This window comes from Selenomonas ruminantium subsp. ruminantium ATCC 12561 (assembly GCF_000424065.1).
GTDB lineage: Bacteria > Bacillota > Negativicutes > Selenomonadales > Selenomonadaceae > Selenomonas_A > Selenomonas_A ruminantium.
In genome coordinates this window covers 64,443-83,102 of the sequence record NZ_AUJE01000018.1, presented here as the reverse complement: position 1 = coordinate 83,102, position 18,660 = coordinate 64,443, and the positions used below count along the sequence as shown (strand labels likewise).

The 18,660-nt window shown below is 46.8% G+C and carries 15 protein-coding genes; 1 reads left to right on the top strand and 14 read right to left on the bottom strand.

Features of this window, described 5'->3' with window-relative positions; translation table 11 throughout:
* Positions 1-338: 338 nt before the first annotated feature.
* From G598_RS20035 to ybaK, 6 genes are all read right to left on the bottom strand, one after another.
* Entirely contained in the window at positions 339-512 is a 174-nt protein-coding gene (locus tag G598_RS20035) for a hypothetical protein (RefSeq protein ID WP_211221536.1), read from the bottom strand.
* 283 nt (positions 513-795) lie between these two features.
* Entirely contained in the window at positions 796-2,142 is a 1,347-nt protein-coding gene (locus G598_RS0108485) for a WG repeat-containing protein (RefSeq protein WP_026766607.1), read from the bottom strand.
* 419 nt (positions 2,143-2,561) lie between these two features.
* Positions 2,562-3,230 carry a YczE/YyaS/YitT family protein gene (locus G598_RS0108475; protein WP_157833303.1) on the bottom strand — a complete coding sequence of 223 codons (669 nt, stop codon included), beginning with the start codon at positions 3,228-3,230 and terminating at the stop codon, positions 2,562-2,564.
* 99 nt (positions 3,231-3,329) lie between these two features.
* Complete coding sequence (pckA, locus tag G598_RS0108470; protein WP_026766605.1) at positions 3,330-4,949, bottom strand: phosphoenolpyruvate carboxykinase (ATP); 1,620 nt, start codon at positions 4,947-4,949, stop codon at positions 3,330-3,332.
* A 223-nt stretch (positions 4,950-5,172) separates the two neighbouring features.
* Positions 5,173-6,660: a threonine synthase gene (gene thrC, locus G598_RS0108465; RefSeq protein WP_026766604.1), complete on the bottom strand. Its 1,488-nt coding sequence runs from the start codon at positions 6,658-6,660 to the stop codon at positions 5,173-5,175.
* A gap of 40 nt (positions 6,661-6,700) precedes the next feature.
* On the bottom strand, positions 6,701-7,189 hold the full coding sequence (ybaK, locus tag G598_RS0108460) for a Cys-tRNA(Pro) deacylase (protein ID WP_026766603.1): 489 nt from the start codon (positions 7,187-7,189) through the stop codon (positions 6,701-6,703).
* 217 nt (positions 7,190-7,406) lie between these two features.
* On the opposite strand from ybaK, the gene nadE reads away from it, so the two are divergent.
* On the top strand, positions 7,407-9,296 hold the full coding sequence (gene nadE, locus G598_RS0108455; protein WP_026766602.1) for an NAD(+) synthase: 1,890 nt from the start codon (positions 7,407-7,409) through the stop codon (positions 9,294-9,296).
* 47 nt (positions 9,297-9,343) lie between these two features.
* Here the strand turns inward: nadE and G598_RS17480 are convergent, their stop codons facing one another.
* The 8 genes from G598_RS17480 to xerA all read right to left on the bottom strand — a co-directional run bounded on the left by G598_RS17480 (position 9,344) and on the right by xerA (position 18,614).
* On the bottom strand, positions 9,344-10,567 hold the full coding sequence (locus G598_RS17480) for a type II secretion system F family protein (protein WP_051180098.1): 1,224 nt from the start codon (positions 10,565-10,567) through the stop codon (positions 9,344-9,346).
* A gap of 10 nt (positions 10,568-10,577) precedes the next feature.
* Positions 10,578-11,609, bottom strand: a complete 1,032-nt coding sequence (locus G598_RS17475; RefSeq protein WP_037363669.1) for a type IV pilus twitching motility protein PilT — start codon at positions 11,607-11,609, stop codon at positions 10,578-10,580.
* A gap of 94 nt (positions 11,610-11,703) precedes the next feature.
* Positions 11,704-12,003 (bottom strand): LysM peptidoglycan-binding domain-containing protein, encoded by a 300-nt coding sequence (locus G598_RS0108440; protein WP_071837964.1) that lies wholly within the window; start codon positions 12,001-12,003, stop codon positions 11,704-11,706.
* A 258-nt stretch (positions 12,004-12,261) separates the two neighbouring features.
* Positions 12,262-12,903 carry an N-acetylmuramoyl-L-alanine amidase gene (locus G598_RS0108435; RefSeq protein WP_026766600.1) on the bottom strand — a complete coding sequence of 214 codons (642 nt, stop codon included), beginning with the start codon at positions 12,901-12,903 and terminating at the stop codon, positions 12,262-12,264.
* A gap of 48 nt (positions 12,904-12,951) precedes the next feature.
* Complete coding sequence (locus tag G598_RS0108430; protein WP_026766599.1) at positions 12,952-16,365, bottom strand: DEAD/DEAH box helicase family protein; 3,414 nt, start codon at positions 16,363-16,365, stop codon at positions 12,952-12,954.
* 219 nt (positions 16,366-16,584) lie between these two features.
* The gene (locus tag G598_RS0108425; RefSeq protein ID WP_245582781.1) at positions 16,585-16,977 is read right to left on the bottom strand and encodes a PBECR2 nuclease fold domain-containing protein; all 393 of its coding nucleotides are present in this window, start codon (positions 16,975-16,977) and stop codon (positions 16,585-16,587) included.
* Positions 16,978-16,999: 22 nt separating this feature from the next.
* A complete protein-coding gene (locus G598_RS0108420) occupies positions 17,000-17,572 on the bottom strand; it encodes a restriction endonuclease subunit S (protein ID WP_026766597.1) in 573 nt (190 codons plus the stop codon).
* Positions 17,573-17,621: 49 nt separating this feature from the next.
* Positions 17,622-18,614: a site-specific tyrosine recombinase/integron integrase gene (gene xerA / locus G598_RS0108415; RefSeq protein WP_026766596.1), complete on the bottom strand. Its 993-nt coding sequence runs from the start codon at positions 18,612-18,614 to the stop codon at positions 17,622-17,624.
* Positions 18,615-18,660: the final 46 nt, after the last annotated feature.

Here is an 18,660-nt window from a genome sequence, read left to right as displayed (position 1 = left end):
TACGCCTGTGGAGAGAGTGTAAGTCGCTGCAACTCTTCGGAGTCAGTGGTGCTGTTCTCGTGGAAGCAGGAAGCTCCCGCCTCTATAGGCGGGGGTACGTTCACTACCTTCAATTTGATTCCTCACAATGCACGAAAGGCAACGCCGATAAGACGTTGCCCCCAAGTTATAGCCATCTTTATGGAATTGTACCATGCACCAACAGCAAAATCAAGCTGGCTACCACAGCATCCGCCAGCTGACTGCACATTAACTTTTCATTGCTCCAAAATTGCTCACGCGATATAATATAGCTTAATTTCAGACATTTAAGGTGACAGAACATGCACACAACAATATCACTTATTCCCTTGCAGCCCGATGACAGGGAACAGTTTATACGCGACAATCAGGATGCTTTTAATTACGGAGCCATGGAAGAATTTGACCTTCATGATAATCACATTGAAGGAGGTGGCGAGATTATCTCCCAAGCCACTATAGAAGAATCCATTGATAATGGACGCATCCAAAATGCTACGGTGATAGGATTGGAGTTTGATTGTGTTTCGAGAAGTTCATCCTCCAGCGAGATGGCGTACTGCGACTCATGAGCCGTAATGGAACTCGTGACTATCTCTCATTCACCGCTTATGATGGTGATAATGCTGGAATCGGCTATAAAATCCGCAAAATATACACGACCTTTCCCAGCATGCAATTCCATTTGCCATGAATATCTCCGAAACCCAAGAGTCTATCTATTTTACCCATAGTCCTATTCTCCCAGTCTCACTGTCATACTTTTATTCGTGTTTAACGGTTGTTCCCAACTGCTTCTACCAAGTCCACAAAGCTTCCTGCCTGCATAAAACGTGGCGCAACAACAAAGTCCCCTGCCATATTCATATACCCCCATTTCTCACCTGTACATACGGGAAGCAATCCTTCGGATAAAACACCAGCATCCGTTATAGAATCCGGCAAGTACTTAACCAACTGACCAGTTTTATCAATAAGCTGCCAGCCACTTCCGGTGTAAGCAGCCGCCATGCCATCACCAAAAGGACGCATAGCCAGATACATAGGACGGATTATATTTTTTCCGTCCATACTCACTGCGCCCCATTTCTTATCCTTACGTACCAGAGCCATATCATCAGTAAAAGGCAATACTTCATCATAACTGGTCGATGCTACTTCCTTTCCCTGTCGGTTGATGAATCCTCTTTTCTCGTTACTTTTCAATGCATCCTTCGGTGGCAGACCAATTCCGCCCAATGCAATACTTGCTCCGTAAGCCAATGAACTCCACACATTCAGTTTTTTCTTTACTTCTCGGATTTCTGCCACTCCATTCTTAAATGGTCCAATATAACGCGAATCACGCGGTATCAGTAAATTCCCGTGCTTATCGATATAGCCTTTACCATTAGGCGACTGCACTGCAGCCAGACCTTCTGAAAAGCCGGAATACACCTCGGCAAATTGCGGTTTTATCTTAAATATGCCATGCTCATCAATGAACCCCCATTTGCCCTGCTGCTTTACAGCAGCAAGTCCACCAGAAAAATTTTGCGCGCTTTCAAACTGTGGACTTATGGCAATTTTCCCCTGCAGTGCAGCATAACCCCATTTACCTTTTTGCCTTACAACGCTCAACCCCTCTTCGCTAAATTCTCCTATGTAGTCAAACGCCTCATTGTTAGCTGCCGTATCATCTCCATGGATAAATTTCCATACCGTCCCCTGACGGACAGCAAAACATGTATTTTTCTTGTCAGTTGCTGTTATTTCATCATAGACAGCTGGCAAAATCATCCGACCATCAGCGCTGTATGCCCCCCAATGTGCTTCGTTGTTTTCTACCAGATATGTATTGCCATGACTTGGAATGAGGATATTCAGATATTCTATTGGCACAATTATTCTTCCATCTGGCCCCAAAACACCGCAATTATCTCCCTTTTTCACCATCAGTGCGCCATTTGACCATGGCACTATCCGGTCATAGCTTAATGGCACAATCAAGCTGCCTTGGTTATCAATTACACCACATAGATTACTTTCCTGCACTACAGCCAACGGCTTAGCATACAAGCTGCTTGACCCACATATAAACATAATGGCTGCTGCCAGCAAACTCTTTTTTAGTAACCGCATTTCCGACCTCCTGTTATCCTTGATAAAAATAGCTGTGAAAAAAGCTTTTTATTTAAGCCTTTTCACAGCTATTCACTCTACTCAGGCAACGTTTCTAATATTTTCGTTTCCTTCCTATTCTTATATTTTATCAAATTTACGTTACAGATAGGCTGCGATATGAAGGCCAAGTATTGCAGCCCCCAATCCCAGTAATACATTAGTACCAACATTAGCCAAGGCCAAGGATATGCTGCCACCATTTATCTGGCAATCAAAAGAAGCTGCCACATGACAGCCTCATACTCGTCAGCTCCGAATTTACCATTCTCATCCACCTGACCAGATTCCTTCATTTGAAACTTCTTCCTTCAAAAAAGCATGGCTGCTCTCTCAAACGTTCCTGTTGCCTAGTACTATTCTCCAGTTTAATTAACATTCTATAACATTCTTTTCCCATACAACAGGGGCAAGCTTACCTTCTGATTGAAAAATTCAATGAGCGGGCCAGTACCGCAGGCCATCACCAAAGTCCCTACGCCCACGATACTGCCGCAGGCAAAGCCGATAGAAACAGCACAAGCATCAATGAGTATGCGAACTATCCGGAAGGGAACACGACCACCGCTACGTTCTGCAAGTATCCAACCGATGGCATCATACGGCCCCATCCCCAGTCTTGAACTCATATAGAGTGAACAAGAAAAGCAGGTTAGAACCACGCCTCCTGCCAACAGCATCCCCCGCAGAGAAAGATCCGGCTCTGCAAAGATGCTCAAATCACCTATCAAGGCATACCAAAAATCGGCAATGAGCCCCAACATAAACATATTGATAAGCGTGCCAAAACGCAAGTAACTCCTGTCCAACAGAGCCACGGGAATAATCAAGGCCAGATTGAAGATAATTACGCATGTGCCATAACTGAGTCCCGACACGCCTGCATAGCCGAGGTTCATACAAGAAAACGGGTCATTGCCGAACAGACTCAATCGCATGAGCACCACGGCCAATCCCATTAGTATATGAGCCCCCAGGATAGCAGGCACTCGCCTGCCTAGTCGTGAAGATGTCTTTTCCTCCATACCAAGTTCAACATTCATTTCCATAAGGATATTCCCCATTTCTATCCCCGGATTAGACCAGGAAGCAGAATACAAAAAGGCCATCGCACTATACAAATGCGATGGCCTCTCTATCATGCGATCTTAGAGCTGCGGGCCAGCGGCAACGAGAGCCTTGCCTGCTTCATTGTTCTTCGTGTATTTATCGAAGTTCTTGATGAAGCGCTGAGCGAGGTCTTTTGCCTTTTCTTCCCATTCAGCCGGATTCTGGTAGGTATCCTTCGGGTCGAGGATGTTGGTGTCAACACCTTCAAGTTCCGTCGGAACTTCCAGATTGAAGAACGGAATCTTCTTCGTCGGAGCATTCTTGATAGCGCCGCTATGGATAGCATCGATGATGCCGCGGGTATCTTTGATGGAGATACGCTTGCCGGAACCATTCCAGCCCGTGTTCACGAGGTATGCCTTCGTGCCGTTAGCTTCCATCTTCTTAACGAGTTCTTCAGCGTACTTGGTCGGATGCAGTTCGAGGAATGCCTGGCCAAAGCAAGCGGAGAAGGTCGGCGTCGGTTCGGTGATGCCACGTTCCGTACCAGCCAGTTTAGCCGTGAAGCCGGAGAGGAAGTAATACTTCGTCTGTTCCGGAGTCAGGATGGAAACCGGGGGCAGTACGCCGAAAGCATCAGCGGACAGGAAGATAACGCTCTTAGCTGCCGGAGCTGCACTCTTGTCGTTGACAAAGCCCTTAACGGTGCCTTTGATATGGTCGATAGGATAGGATACACGGGTGTTTTCCGTGATGGTCTTATCAGCAAAGTCGATGTTGCCTTTGTCATCAAGGGTTACGTTTTCGAGCAGAGCGTTACGCTTGATGGCACCATAGATGTCCGGTTCGGATTCCATGTCGAGGTTGATAACCTTAGCATAGCAGCCGCCTTCGAAGTTGAATACGCCTTCATCATCCCAGCCGTGTTCGTCATCACCAATCAGGAGACGTTTCGGGTCCGTGGACAGGGTGGTTTTACCCGTGCCGGAGAGGCCGAAGAAGATAGCCGTATTCTGACCCTGCTTATCCGTGTTAGCGGAGCAGTGCATAGCAGCAATGCCTTTGAGCGGCAGGAAGTAGTTCATCATGGAGAACATACCCTTCTTCATTTCACCGCCATACCAGGTGTTGATGATAACCTGTTCACGGCTCGTAAGATTGAAGACAACCGCCGTTTCGGAATGGAGGCCGAGTTCCTTGTAGTTTTCAACTTTAGCCTTGGAAGCGTTGTAAACAACGAAGTCCGGCTTGAAGTTAGCCAGTTCTTCTTCCGTCGGCTTAATGAACATATTCGTTACGAAATGTGCCTGCCAAGCAACTTCCACGATGAAGCGGACAGCCATGCGGGTGTCTTTGTTGGCACCGCAGAAAGCATCTACAACGTAGAGTTTCTTGTTGGACAGTTCCTTTTTAGCGATTTCTTTCAGAGCGTTCCAGGTTTCCGGCGTAGCTCTGTGGTTATCGTTGTGATAATCTTCGGAATCCCACCAAACAGTGTCATGGGAAGTTTCATCATCCACGATGAATTTATCTTTAGGAGAACGGCCAGTGAAAATACCGGTCTTGACGTTTACAGCGCCCAATTCGGAAACCTGACCCTGTTCATATCCAGTTAAGCCTTCTTTAGTCTCTTCTTCAAAAAGCGTCTTATAGGACGGATTGTGGAGAATTTCAGTCGTACCAGTGATACCATACTGGCTAAGATCGATGTTTGCCATTTTACATTCAACCTCTTTCATAAAAAAGATACTTTGCAGTTTGAGAAGCTTTTCACTTTTTGTTTCTCACCACGCATATTATATTAGCTTATTTTTCCATAAATGTCAACTATTTTCTTGTCAAATTACAAAAATATCATTTATCAAAATTATTCGACATAAATATTTAAGCAAAAACAAACACTCCGTAACAGGTTATTGTTAAGGAGTGTTTATCAATGAATCAACGGGCAATAAAGTTCATTACGGCTTCATTCATCTTATCTTTATCGCATACGCCCTTATGCAATACAGTCTTGGTTCTGAGTGCCGCAAGACCGGCAGGAATCGGATTTTCATTGAGTTCCTGTAATTTATCCAAAAGAGCAAACTCGTCCAGACCGGCAGTTTCTGCCTGCAGAGCGTCCAATACACTGCCATTGAATTTATAGGGGCTGGCGGTCGAAGCCACCACCATCACATGTTCATCATGGGTTGCATGACGATAGTTTTCTGCCACCTGATAAGCCACAGCCGTATGCGTATCCAGCACATACTTATGCTGGCCATACACCTGCTTGATGCATTTTTTTGTTGCAGCATCATCCACCCAATCAGCCCAAAACGTTTCCTTGATGATACCACGCGTCTTTACATCCACCTCATAGCTGCCGGAGTTATTGAGTTCAGCCATCCAGTCTGCCACCTGCTCCTTATCCCCGGTCACATGGTAAAGAAGGCGTTCCAGATTGCTGGAAATCAAAATATCCATGGACGGCGTAATGGTTTTATAGAACGCACGGTTTCGGTCATAACGGCCTGTCTGCAGGAAGTCCGTCAGCACATTGTTGGCATTGGAGGCACAAATCAGCTTATGAACAGGCAGCCCCATCTGCTTGGCGTAGAAACCTGCCAAAATGTTGCCGAAGTTACCGGTAGGCACGGTGAAGTTTACTTCCTCACCTGCGGCAATGCGGCCATTCTTGCGCAAATCCGCATAGGCGCTGAAGTAGTAGACAATCTGCGGTACAAGGCGGCCCCAGTTAATGGAGTTCGCCGAGGACAGCTTTACGCCCTTCTCGGCCAGCTGTTCGTTAAAGGCTTGATTCGCAAAAATTACCTTAACACCGCTCTGCGCATCGTCAAAATTGCCCCGCACAGCCGTAACGTTGACATTTTTCCCCTCCTGGGTCAGCATTTGCAGCTGCTGGATACGGCTGACACCGCCCTCGGGATAGAAGACCATAATGGAAATCTGGTCCACATCGCGGAACCCTTCCAAGGCGGCCTTGCCCGTATCACCGGAAGTTGCGACAAGAATCAGCACGTTATCCTGTTCGCCAGTCTTTTTCAGTGCCGTACTCATCAGCTGCGGCAGGAGCTGCAGTGCCATATCCTTAAAGGCGCTGGTCGGGCCATGCCAAAGTTCAAGCACCTGCATAGCACCTAAGTCCGTCACCGGCGCGCGGCCTGCACAGTCAAATTTGCCCTTGCCATAAGCATTTTCCACACAGGTTTTGAGTTCTTCGTCGGTATAGTCGGTCAAAAACAGGCGCAAAACCTTTACCGCCCGTTCCTCATAGGAAAGGGGCACCAATTCTTCAATAAATGACGGGGAAATCCGGGGAAGTTCATCCGGCACAAACAGACCGCTGTCTGCTGCCAGCCCTTTTATAATCGCTTCTGCCGCCGTTACCTGTACGCTGTCTCCACGAGTGCTGCTGTATTTCAAATAAACCGCCTCTTTCCTCTATGCTATAATCCAACCAATCTTATCTGCTGACCGCCGCTACCGTTGCCTTGGCCGCTGTGATTAAATCCGCAGGCTTTAAGATAATCTGCTCACCACGCTTGCCGGCACTGATGGCAATTACCTCCTGCTGCTCGGCGCTGGCATCCAGATACACGGGATAATCCTTCTTGGCGCCCAAAGGAGAACAACCGCCACGAATATATCCCGTAAGGCCGAAGACCTCCTTCAAGTGCACCATTTCCACCCGTTTGTTGCCCGAAGCCGCAGCCAGTGCCTTCAAGTCCAGCTCACCGCCGCCCGGAATCACGGCCATCAAAACACCATTCTTATCGCCGCGGCACACGAGCGTCTTATACACCATTTCAATGGGCATGCCCACCGATTCAGCCACATGCACAGCGGAAAGGTCGCTTTCGTCCACCTCATAGGTTTTGAGCTCATAGCTTATTCCTAATGTGTCCAAAATACGCGCTGCATTGGTCTTTGCTTCTTTTTTCTTTTTTGCCATTTCTTGTTACACCTAATTTCTTTCTTGAACGTCCGTTACTTATTATACAGCGATTTTACAAAATATGCTACTACATTTTATAAATCATCGTTTTTTGTAAATCAATGTTTTCTCCGATTATCTTTATGACGCTTCCCCATTTTAGTTTTTGACTTGTCAAAAGATATGGCGTATAGTTGAAGGTAACTTAAATATACCTGAAAATGGAGTGAATACCTTGTTGAAAATAGCTATGGCCCAAATGGAAGTCATTCCCGGGCATCCCGATAAAAATGCCGCCACAATGCTGCGCATGATTGATGAAGCTAGGGAAAATCTGGCTGATGTAGTCATCTTCCCTGAAATGGCGATTCCCGGCTACCTGCTGGGTGATACCTGGGAACAGACCAGCTTTTTGGCGGACTGCGAACATTACGGACAGGAAATCATCGCGGCTTCGCAGGATATTGTCGTCATGTTCGGCAATATCGCGATGGACTGGGATAAAAGCAACAACGACGGCCGGGTACGCAAGTACAACGCGTTCTTTACGGCACAGAATGGCAAGTTGATTGCCCCCACCGGCCAGGAATATCCCTATGCCATCAAAACTCTGATGCCCAACTATCGTGAATTTGATGATACCCGTCATTTTTACAGCCTGCAGCAGCTGGCTTTGGAGCAGGGCAAAAAGCCGGCCGACCTTATCGCGCCTGTCTGCATCAACGTGCAGGGCCAGGAATACAACGTTGGCTGTCTGCTCTGTGAAGATGGTTGGAGCGATAACTATGCGTTAGAACCGTTGCAGATTTTGCAGGACAAGGGCAGCATTGACTTCTTTGTCAATATCTCCGCTTCCCCCTATACCTTAGGCAAAAACGGCAAGCGCAACCGCGTCTTTGGCGAACAGGCAAGAACCGCCGGCAAACCATTGTTCTATGTCAATGCCATCGGCCTGCAGAACAACGGCAAAACGGTCTACACCTTCGATGGTTCCAGCACCGCCTACAATGCCAAAGGTGATGTCTGCGCCATGAGCGAGGAATATCAGGAAGAACTCACCCTCGTGGATATGGCTGAACTTGCTGATATGCCGGCACTGCCCGAAGATAAGGAGCCGGACATTGCCCATATCTATCGCGCCCTGAACTACGGCGTGCGCCGTTTCCTCGAAAACATCCATATGAAGAAGGTGGTTATCGGTATCTCCGGCGGCATTGACTCTGCTGTAGCTGCGGCCCTCTACGCCAAAATTGTCGGCCCGGAAAATCTCCTGCTGGTCAATATGCCCAGTGTCTTTAACTCCGCTACCACCAAGGGCCTTAGCAAGGAACTGGCAGATAATCTTGGCTGTCAGTATGCCATTGTCCCGATTCAGCAGTCCGTTGACCACACCGTTGACCAGCTTTCCCATACGCCGGTTACCTATCTAACGGATGGTTCTCAGCAGAATCTCACGATATCTTCCTTTGTCACCGAAAACATTCAGGCACGCGACCGCAGTGCCCGCGTCCTTGCCGGTGCGGCAGCAGCCTTTGGCGGCGGCTTTACCTGCAATGCCAACAAAGCCGAAACCACGGTGGGCTACTCCACCCTCTACGGCGACCAGTCCGGCTTTTTGGCAGCTTTGGCAGACCTTTGGAAATATCAGGTCTACGCCCTCGCCCATTATATGAATGATAAAGTCTACGGCCGCGAAGTCGTACCGCAGGGCATTATCGACATTGTGCCGAGTGCTGAACTTTCCTCGGCGCAGAATGTCGACGAAGGCAAGGGCGACCCCATCAAATATCCTTACCACGATTACCTGTTCCGTTCCTTTATTGAGCGCTGGCAGAAGGCTGCACCCGAAGATATTCTGGAATGGTATGCCGCTGGCACGCTTGAGGAAAATCTGGGTTGTGAGCCAGGCCTTGTGGCCAAATACTTCCCCACTGCGCAGGAATTCATCGCCGATTTGGAACGTTGGTGGAATCTCTTTACGGGCATGGCTGTAGCCAAGCGCATTCAGGCACCGCCCATTTTGGCCGTCAGCCGCCGCGCCTATGGCTTTGACCATCGCGAAGCTCAAAATGGCCCGTATTATACATTAAAATACCAGCAGCTTAAAGAAAAACTGCTGTCCTAAAGAAAAATTGACTTGTCAACACGAATTTGACAAGTCAATTTTTTTGTTTACATGCTCAGCGCATCCATGGTATTTAATAACGGCATAATCACCGCCATAACCATAAAGAACACTAAGCCGCCTACGGTGAAGATGGCGGCAGGTTCAGCCAGTGCCTGCAGACGGGCGGATTCGTTTTCCGCCAGTACCTGGCAAAAGGCAGCGGCTTTGCCGAGCATAACCTCCAATTGTCCGGCCTGTTCCCCCGCTTCAAGCATTTCAAACAGCATTGGCGGAAAGGCCTGGCAGTCCTGCAGGGCACTAATAAGTGAACTGCCCTGCTCAACTTTATTCTGTAAACAGCATAACTCTTTTTCTATGTAGCGGTTTCCAGTCACGGGAGCCGCCATCTTTAGGGCCATGTGCAGATTTATCCCTTGCTCCAAAAGCATTGCCAGCGTATGGAACGTCAAAGACCAGGCTACATGACAAGCCAATGCCCCCACCAAAGGCAGAGAAAGAAGCAGGCGATGTCCATAATAGCAGACCAGGGCCTGCCTGGATAATCCATAGAGTCCCAAGGCCAGCACACAGCCTCCGGCCATTGTCTCCACGCCATAGGCCTGCAAAAATGCAGCCAAATCCAACAGAATTTTTGTCGGCAATGGCAATTCCGTTTGCAGATTGCTTAACAGCGAGGCAAAGGCCGGCAGAATAAACAGCGTCATAAAAATCAACACCGCCAAAGCCGTTACCCCAATAATCGCAGGATACAACAATACGGATTTTAGCTGTTCCCGATTCTTAACCATCTGCGCCAAAAAATCTGCCAAACGGTTGAAAGTCTCTTCCAAAGTCCCCGCACGTTCACCGGCAGATACCAACTGGACTATCCGCGGTGAAAAACAATGACTCTCCTCCATTGCTGCCGATAAAGATTTCCCTTTGAGTACCTGTTGATAAAGCCCTGTGAGCAAGCGGGTATAGCTTCCCTGCCTGCCACCGGTCAGCAGCGATTTTAGTGCCTCATGGACGGGAATTCCCGCACTTAACAGTACAGACATCTGCCGAAAAAAGAGGGCAATTTGCGTATCATCCACAACTTTAGCGAAAAATTTCGTTTCCTCGAGGTAGTCTTTTATCCCCTTTTTATTCTTATCGTTACTTGCCAGCGCCGTTATCCACAAGCCTTGCCGCCGTATCTTATGCGCCGCTTCCTGACGGCTGCCGGCTTCGATTTCCCCTTGATAATGTTCGCCCTGACGATTATAAGCTTCATAATAGTATGTCATAATAACCTCACTATTGCTTACAGAGCTTGTCATAGACAGCCCCGTCAATTCGTCCTGCCTGCCAAAGTCTTTGGGCATCCATTGCTAAAGTCTGCATTCCAACAGCCTGCTGACTAAGCATTACCGAAATCAACTGATTATACTTCCCCTGCCGAATTAAGCTGCGCACGGCCGAATTCGCCAGCAGTACCTCGGTAACGGCCATCCGCCCGCCACCGGCAGCAGGAACCAGGCGCTGCGCAAATATCCCCTGCAGAACTTCTGCCAACAGGCTGCGCAAGCTCGACTGTTCTTCTAACGGAAACATTCCTTCCATGCGCAAAACAGCCTCAGCAGCACTGGCACTATGCAAAGTCCCCAACACCAACATCCCTGCAGAAGCTGCCGCAAGTGCTGTAGCCAGTGTATCATAGTCTCTTATCTCGCCCACCAAAACAAGGTCAGGCATTTCACGAAGGCTCCCTTTTAACGCATTGCCAAATGAATAAAAATCCGTGCCAAATTCCCGCTGGCTGATAAAACATTTATCCGGATAAAAAACATATTCGATTGGGTCTTCCAAGGTGACGATATGATATGGCTTTTCGTGATTAAGCTCCTCGATAAAGGCCGCAAGCGTTGTTGACTTGCCAGAACCTGTTCTTCCCGTCACTAAAATCAGACCTTGATCGATTCCCTTCATCTTCTGCCAGGCTTTTGGCGCCCCCAGCTCTGCCAGACTCGGAATCCTCTCCGGCAACAGACGAAAAGCTAAAGCCAGACAGCCCTGCTGATAATAGGCATGGACCCTGAACCGCCTGCCCGCAAAAATCCAGGACAAATCGATTTCCCGTGTCTTTGCCAAATGCTCTCGTTGACCATCATTCAGGATAGCCGAACAAATTTCTTTCATAACAGGCTCTGTCAGCGGGCGGCTGTCCATAGGCGTCAATATACCCAAACAGCGCATATGCGGCTTTTGCCCCACCGTTAAGTGGATGTCTGAGGCATCCGTTGTAATCGCTTTGCCGATAAGTTCATGCCAGTCTATGTCAGAACACATAGAACATCACCTCTAATGTCCGTACATATAATACATTTACATTATATTTCTTCTACATGAATGACGTAAAACCTGCAAATCTCTTTTTATTTTATCAGTTGGTAACTTTTTCCCAGTAATTAATTCGAATAATATCCCCCGGTTTAAGCTCCCTGGTCATAAGCCAATTATTGATTTCCCTGATGCCTTCACGAAATTCATTGATGTCCCGAACTCCGTAGGTATTCTTCTGTATGTATTTTTGAGCAATACTATCTAAAGTATCACCTTTCTGTACTTCGTAGGAAACATGAACCACAGTCCAGGTGCGATGGTCTATTTCTGCAGCCTCGCTAACGCTGCCTACACAGACAAACAAAGCCGCCATCAATACGATAACCATTTTCCTCATCATCTTTTCCTCCTGGTATTCTTCAATATGATATTCTAACGGATAATCATCAGCCCTTCCTTTATTGATATATACGTACCAAGTAATATAATATTACAAAATTACAAATTTTTTAAACTCCATATCGCCTTTAATTACCAGTATACAGTCAATACCAACACTCTTTCATTGAACGAAAAGTTCTTGTTGCTCTGTCCCCCATCAGCAAAAGAGGAGGACTTAACGCAATTGTTAAGCCCTCCTCTTGTCTCGATATCTGCTTTATTCCGGATAAAAAACTAAACCACGGTCCTGTAAACGTTCGTGCAGAGCTTTCATAAAGCTATGACCAGGGTCAATCTTCTCTGAGCGATACCCCGTCACGTTTTCGATGTATAAACCGCTCTCCCTGGCAGCATCCTGTTGATAATGACCAAAAACATAGTGGATTGTCGGATACTTTTCCTGTAAATATAGGATTAAGTCGATATTCGCCTCTAATTGTGCATCCGTCAAATCTTCAGCTCCGCCAACACCGCCTACATTTTCAATTCCTATAGCACACCAATTATAACCTATGATATGCCGATTAAGCGCTGTTTCCGGAGTTAGCCGGAAAATTTGTCCCTCTTTGGAAACCAAAAAATGCGATGCTACATTTAGTGTTCCATCTCCTCTGGATTCGTTATAAAAATGGTTATATGCAGATTCCCATGTACCAGAGGCTGTCCAATGCACCACTACTGCTTGGGGCGTAATGTGCACCTGATCCAATCCATAATGCGTCATAGCGTATTCACGAATAAGCTGCTCCCGCTGCTCCGACCATATAATAGGCTTATCTATGATTTGAAGTTCTCCAGCTAATGCTTCAGTCATCATAAATAAGCACATCGTTAACAAAAAGAAACTTTTCTTAAACATGGCCTCTCCACCTCACTATCCATTGCAAGATAAGTATACTTCCCATCATCAGGCTATTTCACTGCCATTATTGGTGACTTCTCTCACTTTGTCAAAAATATGCGCAACTTCTGCAGTGTTCCCCTTGAACAATTGGGCAACATTGTTCATGCCCGCAAATGCAGGTTTCTTAATGTCCTGTGGAATCATCTCCCCATTCTTGGCTAAATAGTCAATGATACGCTTGACAAAATCAATCTGACGAACATTTAAGCGATTTTCCTGCAAAAATTCGGCGAACACCTCTTCCAAAGCTGTCCTGTCCATGCCCACAGTCTTACGCACCATAAGCCCTACAGGCCGCTGTCCATAAAGATTCCGATAATCTTCCTGTGTTCCCAATTCTTCCCACAGCACCCGCTCCAGTTCCCGCAAGTCCACAGAAGTCAGCCGCTTATTCGTACGCAGCTTATGAACGGCGATATTATCCTGATGTTCCTTGAGGTAGCGCTCCACCTTTTTCTTGTAGCTTTCCGAAGTCTGTTCCGGTGTAACCACATGAGGTTCCTTGACCATAAGGAGATTGTCGGTAAAATCCGTGTAGTAGCTTTTCGTAGTCTCAGGTTCCAGGAACTTTAATAAATCGCGCAGTTCCGTCCGTACTTTTTCGATTTTATCCACCGTCACATCATCCCAGTATTCAGGATAACGCACCTGTTGAATAAAGGTCTGTTTCGCCTTTATCTGCGGAATGGTCTGCAGATTCGGTGAACTAAGTTTGTCAGCAGTTTCCTCCACCTGCACGGCCTTCGTCGTAATATCCTTGGCCATCAGGTAATCGTACATAATGCCATACATCTTTTGGTCAAAGAAGCGGGCCATTACATCATCATCCTGTGCCGGAATGATCGGAGCTATATGCTTGGCAATCTCCGCCACATCTTCAGCCGTCAGATTGGCCCAACTGCGTCTATCCCGATACTTCTCGACCTGTTGGCGATTCTGAATGACACGGAAGCTGTCATTATCCAGTGCCATCACTGTGCCGTGCAGCTCTGCAAAGAGTTTTTGGGCAAACTCCTGCCGCTCCGTATCTTTATCCTTATAAAGCAACAGATAAAGATTGGCCTGCAAATTGTAAATGCGCTCTACCAGTGACGGCTGATTCTTGGTTTCCTTCAGCTTATTGCCCTGGAGGCTGAAGTATTCAAAGTTCCCGCCATAGTCAAAGATATAAAAGTTCTGCTTATTCTGTCCCGGACCAAAAAGGTCAGGGCAAAGACGCGTGCCGCGGCCTATCATCTGCCAGAACTTGCTGTAAGAACGCACCATCTTGAAGAACACAAGATTCAGCACTTCCGGCACATCAATGCCAGTGTCCAGCATATCAACGGAAGCAGCAATCTGCGGCATCTTGTCCGGCGTACGAAAATCATCAATAATCTGCTCGTGGTAATCAATGCTGCCATCTACCTGCTGAATGAACGCATCGCCAAGCTCGGGATACATTTCATGGAAAATATCCACGATGAATTTGGCATGCTTCCTGTTCTTGGCAAAGATGATGGTCTTGCCCAGCTTATCCCCGCCATCAATATACTGCCCCATGTCCATCAAATCCTTGATGACCATCTGCACCGTCTGACGATTGAATACATACTTGTTGAAGGCCGAACTCAAAATATCCGGGGCATTATCACCAGCCAGCCCGAACACTTCCTCATAATGCTCTTTATCCTCTTCGCTAAGGTCTTTATAATGGAGTCCATTCTTCATCAGGTCTGTGGTACGCTCAAACTGTTCATAGGGAACAAGATAGCCTTGCTCCACTGCCTCATCATATTGATAAGCAAAGGTAGGATTCCCTGCCTCCAGCTCGAACTGACGATAGGTATTCTTGTCCACTTCATTCTTAGGCGTTGCCGTAAGGCCTAGCAGCATGGCATCGAAATACTGAAAAATCGCCTGATACCGCTGATAGATACTGCGATGGCTCTCGTCAATAATGATAAGGTCAAAGGAAGCTGGTGAAAACAATCTGCGTCCCTCGGGATTTTTCGCTGTATCAATGGCGTTCATCATCGTAGGATAGGTGCTGAAGATAATCCGCGCCGTCGCTGCATCATCCCGGCTATCCATCAGACTGGCCAAGGGAATCTCATTGCTGAAAAAATCCATAAAGCTGCGCTTGGCCTGGCGTACCAGCGCAGTACGGTCAGCCAAAAACAAAATACGCTTTACCCAGCCGCCACGAAATAATACATCCGACAAACTGATGGCTACACGGGTCTTGCCTGTTCCCGTTGCTTGCACAATCAGCGCTTTCCTGCGCTTATGGTCAAACGCCTCTTCCACCGCCTTGACCGCTTCAATCTGGTAAGGCCTGCCTGCAATATCGTGATTCGGCTCAACCTCTGCCAAAGTCTGCTGCATACCGCGCCTGTCCATGCGCATCTGCAAATCATCCTGCGTAAAAAAGCCCGACACATCCCGACGGGGATAACCGCCCTGCTCATCGAGAAATACCGTGCGCAGACCATTGGTCATAAAGATAAAGGGACGGCGGCCATACTTCGCCTCATAGCTATTGGCATAGAGTTCTGCCTGCTTTGCCCCCTTCTCGGGGTCATAACTTGTACGCTTGGCCTCCACAATGGCCAAAGGCTTTTGGTCTCTGCCATAAAGTACATAATCCGAAAAGCCGGTACTGGAAGCATTGGGCATGCCGGAAACTTCTTCCTCAATACGGCAGTTATCGCCGATTATCCAGCCTGCCGCTTCAAGGTCATAATCAATATAGCGTTTGCGGGTTTCCGCTTCCGTAATCGGATTGACATGGAACTCGCCCTGTGCCTGACGTTCCTTGCGCAGACGGGTAAGTTCCTGTTGCAGCTGCTCGTTCTTCGCCCTTATATCATCCAGTTCCTGATTCTTTTCCTCCAGCTCATGCTGTTTCTGAGCCAGGGCGGCATCTTTCTTCGCGATATTCTCTGCCTGCTTTTGGATTTCCTGCTGACTGACCGTTGCCTTATCATCAGGCGAGGGCAAAAGACTTTCATCGAAAACCATTTCTCCCTGAATTGCTGTATAGCAATAGGCCATCCAGCTCAAAAACTCAAAGAGGATTCTAAGGGCCAGTACACCATCCCCATGTGTAAGCGGACTGCCGCCATGTGCAGCCCTATTGCCGAGCAAACGCAGCTGGTCAAGCATATGAAGCAGCTTATTATCCCCCACCACTTCACAAAAGCCCCTATCTTTCAGCAGGGAAAAAAGATCTCTATCCTTGCCGTATTTATACGGGTCACTGGTATCCATTCCCTCTGCGCGGTAAACCCATTTAATCCCCAGCTCCATCGCCGAACGGCCAAAAATAGCTGCCACCTCCGGCGCTACTGCCATTCCTTGTTCTGCTTTTCTGGCCCGTTCAGCTATATTAACCCATTGGGGTTCCTGATTCACAAAGTCAAAATTTGAGGCCATAATTTCCCCTCCCTGTCATATAACAGAGCACTATTCCTCATCCCTCGTATAGCAGAAAAACCGCCCTCTTACGAGAACGGTTCTCTCAATTCAGAATAGCTATCCGGCAGGCGTCCGCTTCTCCTGCATCTACTCGAGTTTCCTCTGTCATGCCATCGGCGTGTGGTCCGGACGAAATCTACCACCTCAGATAACTATTCCTTTCTTACTTACATTGTACTACTTATCCTTACGACTGTAAAGAATTTTCTTATTGCGTACAATTCTATTCCATTCTCTTGTGTCTGTTCTTAAAAAAGTTATTATTGAATTTTTGAAGTTAGCAGGGTCTGTGGAGGTTTTAAGTCGTAAAATCAGCTTAAAGACTCGCCCCTCTATCCTTATTTCCTTCAAAATCAACGCTGTATTCGGTCGATTGGCTTCCACTATGTAATCGGGACATTGTATTGCTTCCAGCATATACTGCTTATATCTTTCATAATCTCCCGGATGGTGCAATGCTATATGTTCAATTCGCTCATCTGTAATTATGACTTCATCACTGTCAATATCTGCTGTTACTACCTGATAAAGTTCTTTGTTTAATTTCCCTATGTAATGTATATCTATCAAGTTCTACACCTTAATTCATAAGTTATGCTGTGGCATCTTTAGCTGCATGTAATGATTTTATAAACTGGTCAATGGCATATTTCGATTTGTCGGTGAGGGCTACGAAATCGGCGAATTGGTTTTGGAGTTCAATAGCAGGCAACAGAATATCAAAATTGCTAAGTTGTGCTATTGAAAGATAAGCAACTGTTGTACCAGACACAACTCTGTCTATCTGTTGCCTTATCCCCTGCGAATCAAATAGGTATGAAACATAGACAGGATTGATTTCTGCTTCGCTTGTGTGAACCCAGCTAATCATGCCATCTTGAAAATAGAATTTATCTTTCGGCTTTATGATATAGCATTGTCCCAAGGTTCCTCGTGCTGTAACAAGTATATCACCGGCATTGGGTACTAAACCTTGCTGCTCAAATTCATTGAACTGTTGTTCAGATATGTATAAATCGCAAGTTTCCGTATTAGAAACTATCTTTGAGATTAGGTCAGAAACACGCAGGAATGGTACACCTGCTGATGTTTGTTCGCTCCGATATACACGTTTGCTAGAACCTACAATGCATATATCTTTGAATCGCTTTATTGGCCACTTCATCGGATTTGTCACGGAGTCGCCAAACATCTCTACAAACCGTGATTTGAAACTATGCTATATACTTACGATGGGAAATTTTCACATTATTTTGGTCAACCATAGCATATTCCATGGTTGTATCAATCTTGCTGTGGCCTAAGAGTTGCTGAACTTGCTCTATGGGCATGCCTTTATCGATAGCTCTTGTAGCCAGGGTTCGCCGGAACTTATGTGGATGTACTCTCGTAATCCCCAATTTACGCCCCATGTTCCGCAGGCGTATCTCAACGCCACTGATTTGCAAACGATTATGCGGATGTTGAATAGATACAAAAAGTGCAGGATTCTCGTCAGTACGACTATCCAAGTAATTCTTTAGGTGTATCTTCGTTCTTGCGTCAAAATAAACCGGACGCTCCTTGCTACCCTTGCCGAATACTACACATTCCCGGCTCTCGAAATCCACATCACTGCGATTTAGCCGCACAAGCTCTCCTACACGCATACCTGTGGAGGCCAACATGTCTATTATCGCCAAGTCACGGATATTGGTGCAGTTATCACGTATTTGTTCCAACGTTTCATCAGAATAAGTTTCCTTAACCATCTTCGCCGTCTTAATTTTATGAATGCGGCGCACAGGGCTTTTCAGAATATAGTTTTCTTCCTCCAACCAAGCAAAGAAACTGGATAGAATACGCCGGATATTATCAATATTCGCCTTACTACAACCGCGAACCGCCTGATAATCCGAAAGATACTTCCGTAAATGTTCCGTGGTAATATGCGTCAAGTGCTTATCAAGCTGTTCCAATGCCTTGACTATGGTTGACTGATAGTATTTTAAGGTTCGTTCACTACAACCTTCTACCTTTTTAGCCGCAATAAACATTTCTACAAACGCATCATTGCTTGTCCCCGTATCATTATCTACCATGCTACCACCTGTAACCACTTTATTCGACAGGCATTCGGTCAACTTTTCACGTAGGCGCATCAACTGTGCATTATCCAAATAAGGAAGCATCCCCTGCACAATTTCGGTGATAAGGTAATCTTTCATGTAGGCTTTCCCTTTCCACCAACCTCCGGCACCGCTTAATCCATTA